Annotated in this window: 10 protein-coding genes; 5 read left to right on the forward strand and 5 right to left on the reverse strand. The window is 68.4% G+C overall.

Going from position 1 to position 8,939, the window contains the following annotated elements:
* Positions 1–82 precede the first annotated feature (82 nt).
* Positions 83–1,114: a glycosyltransferase family 2 protein gene (locus PCQ86_RS03065; protein WP_270174837.1), complete on the forward strand. Its 1,032-nt coding sequence runs from the start codon at positions 83–85 to the stop codon at positions 1,112–1,114.
* Positions 1,111–2,040 (forward strand): lysylphosphatidylglycerol synthase transmembrane domain-containing protein, encoded by a 930-nt coding sequence (locus PCQ86_RS03070; RefSeq protein ID WP_270174838.1) that lies wholly within the window; start codon positions 1,111–1,113, stop codon positions 2,038–2,040. Before PCQ86_RS03065 ends, PCQ86_RS03070 begins: the two co-directional genes overlap by 4 nt.
* 205 nt (positions 2,041–2,245) lie before the next feature.
* Here PCQ86_RS03070 and rsmI read toward each other — a convergent pair whose 3' ends face one another.
* Positions 2,246–3,184, reverse strand: coding sequence for a 16S rRNA (cytidine(1402)-2'-O)-methyltransferase (rsmI, locus tag PCQ86_RS03075; protein WP_041838778.1), 939 nt, complete (start codon positions 3,182–3,184; stop codon positions 2,246–2,248).
* Between rsmI and PCQ86_RS03080 the strand changes: the two genes are divergently transcribed.
* Genes PCQ86_RS03080 through PCQ86_RS03090 form a run of 3 tightly spaced genes read left to right on the forward strand, consistent with a single transcriptional unit; the run spans position 3,184 to position 4,905 of the window.
* Entirely contained in the window at positions 3,184–3,582 is a 399-nt protein-coding gene (locus tag PCQ86_RS03080; RefSeq protein ID WP_012655451.1) for a YraN family protein, read from the forward strand. The two genes, rsmI and PCQ86_RS03080, sit on opposite strands and share 1 nt — an antisense overlap.
* A 58-nt stretch (positions 3,583–3,640) precedes the next feature.
* A complete protein-coding gene (locus tag PCQ86_RS03085; protein WP_011803876.1) occupies positions 3,641–4,234 on the forward strand; it encodes an SIS domain-containing protein in 594 nt (197 codons plus the stop codon).
* The gene (locus PCQ86_RS03090; protein WP_270174839.1) at positions 4,231–4,905 is read left to right on the forward strand and encodes a BON domain-containing protein; all 675 of its coding nucleotides are present in this window, start codon (positions 4,231–4,233) and stop codon (positions 4,903–4,905) included. The genes PCQ86_RS03085 and PCQ86_RS03090 overlap by 4 nt, the downstream gene beginning before the upstream one ends.
* Positions 4,906–5,002: 97 nt before the next feature.
* Here the strand turns inward: PCQ86_RS03090 and PCQ86_RS03095 are convergent, their stop codons facing one another.
* The 4 genes from PCQ86_RS03095 to PCQ86_RS03110 form a co-directional block, all read right to left on the reverse strand.
* Positions 5,003–5,932: an NAD(P)-dependent oxidoreductase gene (locus PCQ86_RS03095; protein ID WP_011803878.1), complete on the reverse strand. Its 930-nt coding sequence runs from the start codon at positions 5,930–5,932 to the stop codon at positions 5,003–5,005.
* A 64-nt stretch (positions 5,933–5,996) separates the two neighbouring features.
* Positions 5,997–7,133, reverse strand: a complete 1,137-nt coding sequence (locus PCQ86_RS03100; RefSeq protein ID WP_012655455.1) for a PilT/PilU family type 4a pilus ATPase — start codon at positions 7,131–7,133, stop codon at positions 5,997–5,999.
* A 46-nt stretch (positions 7,134–7,179) separates the two neighbouring features.
* A complete protein-coding gene (locus PCQ86_RS03105) occupies positions 7,180–7,809 on the reverse strand; it encodes a Crp/Fnr family transcriptional regulator (protein WP_047350275.1) in 630 nt (209 codons plus the stop codon).
* A gap of 75 nt (positions 7,810–7,884) precedes the next feature.
* Complete coding sequence (locus PCQ86_RS03110; protein WP_011803881.1) at positions 7,885–8,928, reverse strand: type IV pilus twitching motility protein PilT; 1,044 nt, start codon at positions 8,926–8,928, stop codon at positions 7,885–7,887.
* Positions 8,929–8,939: the final 11 nt, after the last annotated feature.

An 8,939-nucleotide genomic window follows, 5' to 3' on the forward strand; every position in this document is an offset into this window, starting at 1 on the left:
ACTGTGTGCGTCCGGCGGGCGCGAAGGCGCGGGGCGCGCGAGGCACAATCGCAGCCATTATCCCGCTACAACTGTTTCCTTGATGAACACCGCCCCTACTCCAGCGCCCGACGTCTCCATCGTGGTGCCGATCTACAACGAGGTCGAGAACCTGCCCGACCTCGTGGAGCGCATCGCGCAGGCGATGTCCGCGCAGCCGCTCAGCTTCGAACTGCTGGCGGTGGACGACGGCTCGCGCGACGGCAGCGCCGACACGCTGCGTGAACTGGCGGCCACGCGCCCCTGGTTGCGCCCGGTGTTCCTGGCACGCAACTACGGCCAGTCGAGCGCCCTGCAGGCGGGTTTCGATCGCGTGCGCGGCCGCTATGTGGTGACGCTGGATGCCGACCTGCAGAACGAACCCGGCGACATTCCGCTGCTGCTGGAGCGCCTGGAGACAGACTCCAGCGTGGACATGGTCAGCGGCTGGCGCAAGGACCGGCAGGATGCCGAGCTGTCGCGCAAGCTGCCCTCGCGCATCGCCAACCGGCTGATCTCCAGCGCCACGGGCGTGCACCTGCACGACTACGGCTGCGCGCTCAAGGCCTACCGCCGGCCCATCATCGACCGTATCCGCCTCTACGGCGAGCTGCACCGCTTCATCCCGTCGCTGGCCAAGGAGGCGGGCGCGCGCATCACGGAAGTGCCGGTGCGCCACCATGCGCGCACGCGCGGCGTGTCCAAGTACGGCATCGACCGCACCTTCCGCGTCATCCTGGACCTGATCCTCATCGTCTTCTTCATGCGCTACCGCCAGCGCCCGCTGCATGCCTTTGGCGGGCTGGGGCTGTGGCTGGCTGCGCCGGGCGTGCTGATCCTGGCCTGGCTGCTGCTGCAGAAAGTGCTGGGCGAGGACATCGGCGGCCGGCCGCTGCTGCTTGCCGGCGTCATGCTGGTGCTGATGGGCGTGCAGATGGTGGTGGCGGGCCTGATCGGCGAGCTGCTGATGCGCATCTACCACGAGGCCGGCGGGGCACCGCAGTTCCATGCGCAGGAATATGTGCCGGATTCAAGAGTAAATATGCCTGCGGCGCGCGACCAGCAAGCGCAAGCAGCTACTAATAAGATAGCGTGAAACGTCCGTTCAAGGCCCTGCTGCGCGGCCTGGTGGGCCTGGCCCTGCTGGGCGCGGTGGTGGCGCTGGCCGATCCGTCCCGCGTGTGGGGCCAACTGCGCCAGGCCCAGCCAGTGTGGCTGCTGGCGGGGCTGCTGGCGGGCATCGCTTCCAACCTCGTCTCGGCGCTGCGCTGGCGGGCATTGGCGCGGTGGCTGGGCGCCGACGCGAGCGCGCGCGATGCCTGCCGCTGGTACTTCCAGGCCATCGGCCTGAATGCGTTGCTGCCGGGGGCCGTGGTGGGGGGCGACGTGTACCGCGCCGTGGTACTGCGTGGTACCGGTCAGGACACGGCGGCCTCCAGTTGGTCGGTGGTGCTGGACCGGCTGAGTGGCCTGTGGATGCTGTGCGCCATCGGCGGCCTGGGCGCTGCCGCCTGTGCCGACGTGCTGGCGCCCTGGCTGCGGTTGCCAAGGGGACTTTTCATCGCGCTGATGCTTGTGGGCACGCTGCTGTGGCTGGCGCTGCCGTGGTGCCTGCCTGCGCTGCTGCGCAGCCGCCGGATTGCGGGCGGCTGGCTCGCGCCGCTGCGTGAAGCCGCAACGCGCCCCGACTTCCCGCGTCAACTGGTCTGGCAGGCCGGGGCATCGGCGGCGGTGCAGCTGCTGTCGGCCGCGGCGCTGGCGGGGGGCGGGCTGGCACTGGGCGTGGCGCTGCCGGCCAGCGTGTGGGCCTGGGCGATCGCGCCTGTGTTCCTGATGGCGGCGCTGCCGGTGAGCGTGGGCGGCTGGGGCACGCGCGAGGCGGCCGCCGTGGCCGCGCTGGCCCCCTTCGGCGTGGCCGCGTCCGCCGCCGTGGGCGTGGGCGTGGTCTATGGCGTCTACGGCCTGGCGCAGGGCGCGCTGGGGGCGCTGGCGTTCGGCCTGCCGCGCAGCGCGGGGCGGTAGGCCCGGGCGCTGGCCCGCGATGGCCTGGCCATCATTGGCGTACTTTTATCAAATTGATAGCACCTTGCGCTGGATGGATAAGCGCTGGAGGTCAATTGGGCTTGAAATGAAGGGCGTGCCCGCGCCGACCATGCAGCGGCGCCGTGCCCGTGCATGCCGGTCGGAAGGGGCACTGGCGCTGCCGGCGCCGGGGCGCCGGCGCGATTCAGCCGTGTTCGCCCGCGGCCTCTGCGTCCCGCTTGATCTGCAGCGCGCGCTCGTACAGCGTGTTGCGCGAGGCGTGCGCGATGTCGGCCGCCAGTTTCACCGCGGTCTTGGTCGGCAGCTCGTCCAGCAGCAGGCGCAGCACGCGCTCGGCCTCCGCGCCGTCGCCCTGCGTGGCCGCCAACGGGTGCAGTAGCACCACGAACTCGCCCTTGACCCGCTGGGGAGCACCCGCCAGCCAGGCGGCCAGCTCCCGCGCGGGATGCGTGGAGACTTCCTCGAACTGCTTGGTGAGTTCGCGTGCGAGCGTCACCGGCCGCTCGCCCAGGTCCGCCAGTGTGTCGGCCAGCGCAGCGATGCGGTGCGGCGCCTCCAGCAGTACCACGCAGCGCGGCTCGGCCGCCAGGCGCTGCACCGCGGCCGCGCGTTCGGCGCCCTTGGGCGGCAGAAAGCCCGCGAACAGGAAGCCGCCGCTGTCGGCGGTGGGGGCCACCGCGCCCGCGACGCTCAGCGCGCTCGTCACGCTGCTGGCCCCCGGCAAGGGAATGCAGCGCAGCCCCGCGGCCTGCACGGCCGCCACCAGGCGCGCGCCGGGATCGCTTACCCCGGGCGTGCCGGCGTCGCTCACGTATGCCACGCGCTGGCCGGCCTGCAGTTGCTGCACCACCATCTGCGCGGCCTGCGCCTCGTTGTGCTGGTGCAGCGCGAGCAGGCGGTCGGAGGGCTTGTCGATGCCGTAGGCGCGCAGCAGCGACTGGGTGTGGCGCGTGTCCTCGCACGCCAGCGTGTCGGCCAGTTGCAGCACGTGCAGCGCACGCAGTGTGATGTCGGCCAGGTTGCCGATGGGCGTGGCGACCACGTACAGGGCGCCCTGCGGATAATGCTGCGCGGCCGCCGCATCGCGCGCGGCGCTCAAGGCAGAGGCAAAAGAGGCGCTCAATGGGATTCCTCGGCAAGAAGGTGAATGGCAGTGCGCCCGCGCGCACCACGCGCGCCGCGGGACAGGCGGCGGAAGACCGCGCACTGGCCCATCTCACGGCGGCGGGCCTGGCGCTGGTGGAGCGCAATTATCGGACGCCGGGGCGCGGCGGCGGAGAGATCGACCTGATCCTGCGCGAGCGCGACGGCACGCTGGTGTTCGTGGAGGTGCGCAGCCGCGGCGCCAGCGCCTACGGCGGCGCGGGCGGCAGCATCGGCGTGGCCAAGCAGCGGCGCATCGTCTTTGCCGCGCAGCACTACCTGCTGCGCTGGCCCGCACCGCCGCCATGCCGCTTCGATGCGGTGCTCATCGAGGGCGACCGGCTGCAGTGGCTGCGCGGCGCATTCGACGCCGCGTAGCGCGCGGCCTACCGTTTGCTACAGGCGCCGCGATACCCGCAGGTATCATTCACGGCCCATGCTTGAGCAACGCATCCAACAGCATTTCATCGACAGCGCCGACCTGAAATACCAGTCGGCCCAGGCGCTCAGCCATCCCATCAGCGCAGCCGTGCAGGCCATCTGGGCTTGTGTGACCAACGGCGCCAAGGTGTTGGCCTGCGGTAGCGGCCCTTCGTCCGCGCAGGCCCTGCAGTTCGCGGCCTTTTGCGTGGCCGGTTTCGAGCGCGACCGGCCCGAACTGGCGGCGCTGGCCCTGCTGCCCGATGCCCTGGCCACCGGCACCAGCGCCGTAGCGGACAGCGCCGTGCTGGCGCGCCAGGTGCGTGCCCTGGGGCAGGCAGGAGATCTGCTGCTGGTCATCACCATCGGCGGCAACGAGCCAGCCCTGCTGCAGGCCGTGCAGGCCGCCCATGAGCGGGACATGACCGTGGTCGCCCTGTGTGGCCGCGACGGCGGGGCGTTGGGCGCGCTGCTGCACGAGACCGATGTCCAGATCTGCGTGCCGCACGACCGAGCCGCCCGTGTGCGCGAGGTGCATGCGCTGGTGCTGCACTGCCTGTGCGACGGCGTGGACGCCCAGTTACTTGGAGAACAGGAGATTCCTCTATGACATTTCCCCTGCTGCGAATTCCTAGCGCCGCGCTCGCGGCCGCGGCCCTGGCCGGCAGCCTCGCCGGCTGCGCGCCGCTGGTCATCGGCGGCGGTGCCGTGGTCGGCACCCTGATGGCGACCGACCGGCGCACCACCGGGACCCAGGTGGAGGACGAAGGCATCGAGATGCGCACCGCCAGCCGCATCCGTGAGACCCTGGGCGACCGCGTGCACGTGAACGTGACCAGCTACAACCGCCAGGTGCTGCTGACGGGCGAAGTGCCCACGGCCGCCGACGGCCAGAAGGTGGAGCAGATCGCGCAAGGCGTGGACAACGTGCGCTCGGTGGTCAACGACCTGGGCGTGATGCCCGCGTCCTCGCTGACGCAGCGCTCGCGCGACGCCTTCATCTCGACCAAGGTGCGCGCGAGCCTCGTGGACGCCAAGGACCTGTCTGCCAATGCGTTCAAGGTCGTCACCGAGCGCGACGTGGTGTACCTGATGGGCCGTGTCACGCAGCGCGAAGCCAAGCGCTCCGCGGAGATCGCGCGCGGCGTGGATGGCGTACGCAAGGTCGTGCGCGTGTTCGAGGTGATCTCCGAAGAGGAGCTGATCCGCGGTGGCGCGGCCCAGCAGCCCGCGCCCGTCTCGCAGGACCCCGCCGCGGCGGCGCAGCCAGTCAAGCCCTGAGCACGGGCTGTTCGCGCCGAACAAGTCGGCACCATCCGCGCCTTGTGACAGGCGATTGAACCACTGCCCGCCCTGCGCGGGCAGTGCGCCTGGGGCCTCAGTCTTTTTTGGGCGCCAGGCGGGTGATCAGGCTGGACGTGTCCCAGCGGTTGCCGCCGGCAAGCTGCACGTCGGCATAGAACTGGTCCACCAGCGCCGTGACCGGCAGGCGCGCACCGTTGCGCTTGGCTTCGTCGAGCACCAGCCCCAGGTCCTTGCGCATCCAGTCCACGGCAAAGCCGAAGTCAAAACGGCCCTCCACCATGGTCTTGCCGCGGTTGTCCATCTGCCAGCTCTGGGCAGCGCCCTTGCCGATCACGTCGAGCACCAGCGGCATGTCCAGGCCCGCGTGCTGGCCGAAGGCGATCGCCTCGGACAGACCCTGCACCAGGCCGGCAATGCAGATCTGGTTGACCATCTTGGCCAGTTGGCCGGCGCCGCTGTCGCCAATACGGGTGAACGCGCGCGAGAAGGCCATCGCCGTGGGGCGTACGGCATCGAAGGCTGCAGCGTCGCCGCCGCACATTACGGTCAGTTGCCCGTTTTGCGCGCCGGCCTGCCCGCCGGAGACCGGCGCGTCGATGAACTGCAGGCCCAGCGTGCGGGCGGCGCCATAGAGTTCGCGCGCCACCGCCGCGGATGCCGTGGTGTGGTCCACGAAGACCGCACCCTGCTGCATGCCGGCGAACGCGCCGTCGGCCCCGAGCACCACGGAGCGCAGGTCGTCGTCATTGCCCACGCAGCAAAACACGATGTCCGCGCCTTGTGCGGCCTCGCGCGGCGTCTTGGCATGTTTTACGGTTGCAACGCCCTTGAATTCAGCGCACCATGCTTCTGATTTCGTAGCGGTACGGTTGTACACCGTCACGGTATGGCCCGCCGATGCCAAGTGCCCCGCCATCGGGTAGCCCATGACGCCCAAGCCCAGGAAGGCCACGCGGCGTGCGGGGACCGGATCGTAGGTGCGGGGATTGATGCTGCTGCTCATGGGTTGGGCTCCGTCAAAAAGAGAGGCCCGCAGGGGCGGGCCGGGTGGGGCGAGTGTGTGGGTATCAGACGATGGCGAAATGCTCGGTGCCCGAGGCCAGGTCCGTCGTCTTGGCACGCTGGCTGCTGAGCTTGATCTGCAGGCGCAGGTCGTTCACCGAGTCGGCGTTGCGCAGGGCATCCTCATAGCTGATCACGTTGGCCTCGAACAGGTCGAACAGTGCCTGGTCGAAGGTCTGCATGCCCAGGTTGCGGCTCTTCTTCATGATTTCCTTGATCTCGGCCACCTCGCCCTTGAAGATGAGGTCGGCGATCAGCGGCGTGTTCAGCATCACCTCGACGGCAGCCGCGCGCCCCTTGCCGTCCTGCTTGGGAATCAGGCGCTGCGAGATCAGTGCCTTGAGGTTCAGCGACAGGTCCATCAGCAACTGGGCGCGCCGCTCCTCGGGGAAGAAGTTGATGATCCGGTCCAGTGCCTGGTTGGCGCTGTTGGCGTGCAGCGTGGCCAGGCACAGGTGGCCGGTTTCGGCAAACGCCACGGCGTGCTCCATGGTCTCGCGGTCGCGGATTTCGCCCATCAGGATCACGTCCGGCGCCTGACGCAGCGTGTTCTTGAGGGCCGCCTCCCAGCTGTCGGTGTCCAGGCCCACCTCGCGCTGCGTGATCACGCAGTTCTTGTGCGGATGCACGAATTCCACCGGGTCTTCCACCGTGATGATGTGGCCGAAGGAGTTCTCGTTGCGCCAGTCCAGCATGGCGGCCAGCGTGGTGGACTTGCCCGAGCCCGTCGCGCCGACCAAAATGCACAGTCCGCGCTTGGTCATGGTGACTTCCTTGAGCACCTGCGGAACGCCCAGGCCGTCGATGGTGGGCAGCGTGAGCGGAATCGTCCGCAGCACCATGCCCACGCGGCCTTGCTGCACGAAGGCGTTCACGCGGAACCGGCCCACGCCCGCGGGCGAGATGGCAAAGTTGCACTCCTTGGTGCGCTCGAAGTCGGCCACCTGCTTGTCGCTCATGATGGCGCGCGCCAGCGTGAGCGTGTGGTTGGGCGTCAGAGGCTGGGGAGAGACCTTGGTGACCTTGCCGTCGACCTTGATCGCCGGCGGAAACTCCGCCGTGATGAAAAGGTCGCTCCCCCCGCGGCTGACCATCAGCTTGAGCAGATCGTTGATGAATTTACTCGCCTGATCCCGTTCCATCCCATACCCCCTTGGTCGTCAGCCTTGTGTTGTTGTGCCGGGCTGTTCAGCGTTGATTTTCACTCAGACGCGCGCTCACCACGCGCAGGCGCTGCGACAGCTTGCGCGCCAGCAGGGCCACCAGGCTGGCGGCCAGTTGCGGGTCGTGGGCCATCATCTCATCCAGCGCCTCGGCGCTGAGCACCGCGATCTCGCATTCCGTGAGCGTGGTGCACGCCGAAAAACGGATGCCGCTGTCCAGCAGCGACATCTCGCCCAGGATATCGCCGGGCCGCGTCTCGGCCAGGCGCAGTTGCTCTCCCCAGGGCTGGACACGGTCCACGGCGATGGTGCCCGTGAGCAGCACGACCATGAAGTTGCCGTATTCGTCCTGGCGGATCAGGTCGCGGTTGGGCGCAACGGAGGCGAACTCGAAGAAGCGCTCCATGCGTTCCACGGCGTCGTGGTCCAGGTGCGCCATGTACTTGTCCTTGCTCCACAGCGATTGCAGCAGCCTGCCGCCACGGCTTTGGGGCAGGCGCTTGGCATCGACTTCGACGGCGCGCGCCTCCCAGGGGACCAGTTGTGATTGCTCCACGCCCTGGCCGGCAAATGCGGTGGTGAAGAACACCGAGTCGGTGCTCTCCTCGCCGGACTTGCGGTTTTTGGACTTGAGCAGGCCGAGAATGCCTTTCATGATGGGGCTCCGATGCGGGCTCTTGTACCAACGAGCCTGGTAGTGAAAAGTGTGCGGGCCCGCCTTGGAGGGGGGTCAGCCGGGGAAGTTCTCGGGAATCTTGGCCTTGCTGCGCGCCTCGGCCGGGCTGATGATGTTGCGGCGCACCAGGTCGGAGAGGTTCTGGTCCAGCGTCTGCATGCCCACGCTGTTGCTGGTCTGGATGGTGGAGTACATCTGCGCCACCTTGGCCTCGCGGATCAGATTGCGGATGGCGCTCGTGCCCAGCATGATCTCGTGCGCCGCCACGCGGCCAGAACCGTCCTTGGTCTTGCACAGCGTCTGCGAGATCACCGCCTGCAGCGACTCCGACAACATCGCGCGCACCATTTCCTTTTCCTCGGCGGGGAAGACGTCGATGATCCGGTCGATGGTCTTGGCGGCACTGGACGTGTGCAGCGTGCCGAACACCAAGTGGCCCGTTTCTGCGGCGGTCATGGCCAGGCGGATGGTTTCCAGGTCGCGCATTTCGCCCACCAGGATGGCGTCCGGGTCTTCGCGCAGGGCGGACTTCAGCGCGGCCGCGAACGACAGCGTCATCGGGCCGACTTCACGCTGGTTGATCAGGCACTTCTTGGACTCGTGCACGAACTCGATCGGGTCTTCCACCGTGAGGATGTGGCCGTACTCGCTTTCGTTGAGGTAGTTGACCATGGCCGCCAGGGTGGTGGACTTGCCCGAACCTGTGGGGCCCGTCACCAGCACCAGGCCGCGCGGCTTGAGCGCCAGGTCGGCAAAAATCTTGGGCGCGTTGAGCTGCTCCAGCGTCAGGATCTTGCTCGGAATGGTACGGAACACCGCGGCCGCGCCGCGGTTCTGGTTGAACGCGTTGACGCGAAAGCGCGCCAGGCCGTCGATCTCGAAGGAAAAGTCCACTTCCAGGAACTCTTCGTAGGTCTTGCGCTGGGCGTCGCTCATGATGTCGTACACCATGGCGTGGACGGTCTTGTGGTCCAGTGCATCGACGTTGATGCGGCGTACGTCCCCGTGGACCCGGATCATGGGCGGCAGGCCGGCGGAAAGGTGCAGGTCGGACGCCTTGTTCTTCACGCTGAAGGCGAGCAATTGGGTGATGTCCACGGATTCCCTCT

The sequence above is a fragment of the Diaphorobacter sp. ED-3 genome, from assembly GCF_027625375.1.
Taxonomy (GTDB): Bacteria; Pseudomonadota; Gammaproteobacteria; order Burkholderiales; family Burkholderiaceae_C; genus Diaphorobacter; species Diaphorobacter nitroreducens.

Bases quoted from the DNA above. Each gene is read 5' to 3' on its own strand.
- PCQ86_RS03065 (WP_270174837.1), top strand. From the start codon at position 83: ATGAACACCGCCCCTACTCCAGCGCCCGACGTCTCCATCGTGGTGCCG.
- PCQ86_RS03080 (WP_012655451.1), top strand. From the start codon at position 3,184: ATGGGATTCCTCGGCAAGAAGGTGAATGGCAGTGCGCCCGCGCGCACC.
- PCQ86_RS03085 (WP_011803876.1), top strand. From the start codon at position 3,641: ATGCTTGAGCAACGCATCCAACAGCATTTCATCGACAGCGCCGACCTG.
- PCQ86_RS03090 (WP_270174839.1), top strand. From the start codon at position 4,231: ATGACATTTCCCCTGCTGCGAATTCCTAGCGCCGCGCTCGCGGCCGCG.
- PCQ86_RS03095 (WP_011803878.1), bottom strand. From the start codon at position 5,932: ATGAGCAGCAGCATCAATCCCCGCACCTACGATCCGGTCCCCGCACGC.
- PCQ86_RS03100 (WP_012655455.1), bottom strand. From the start codon at position 7,133: ATGGAACGGGATCAGGCGAGTAAATTCATCAACGATCTGCTCAAGCTG.
- PCQ86_RS03105 (WP_047350275.1), bottom strand. From the start codon at position 7,809: ATGAAAGGCATTCTCGGCCTGCTCAAGTCCAAAAACCGCAAGTCCGGC.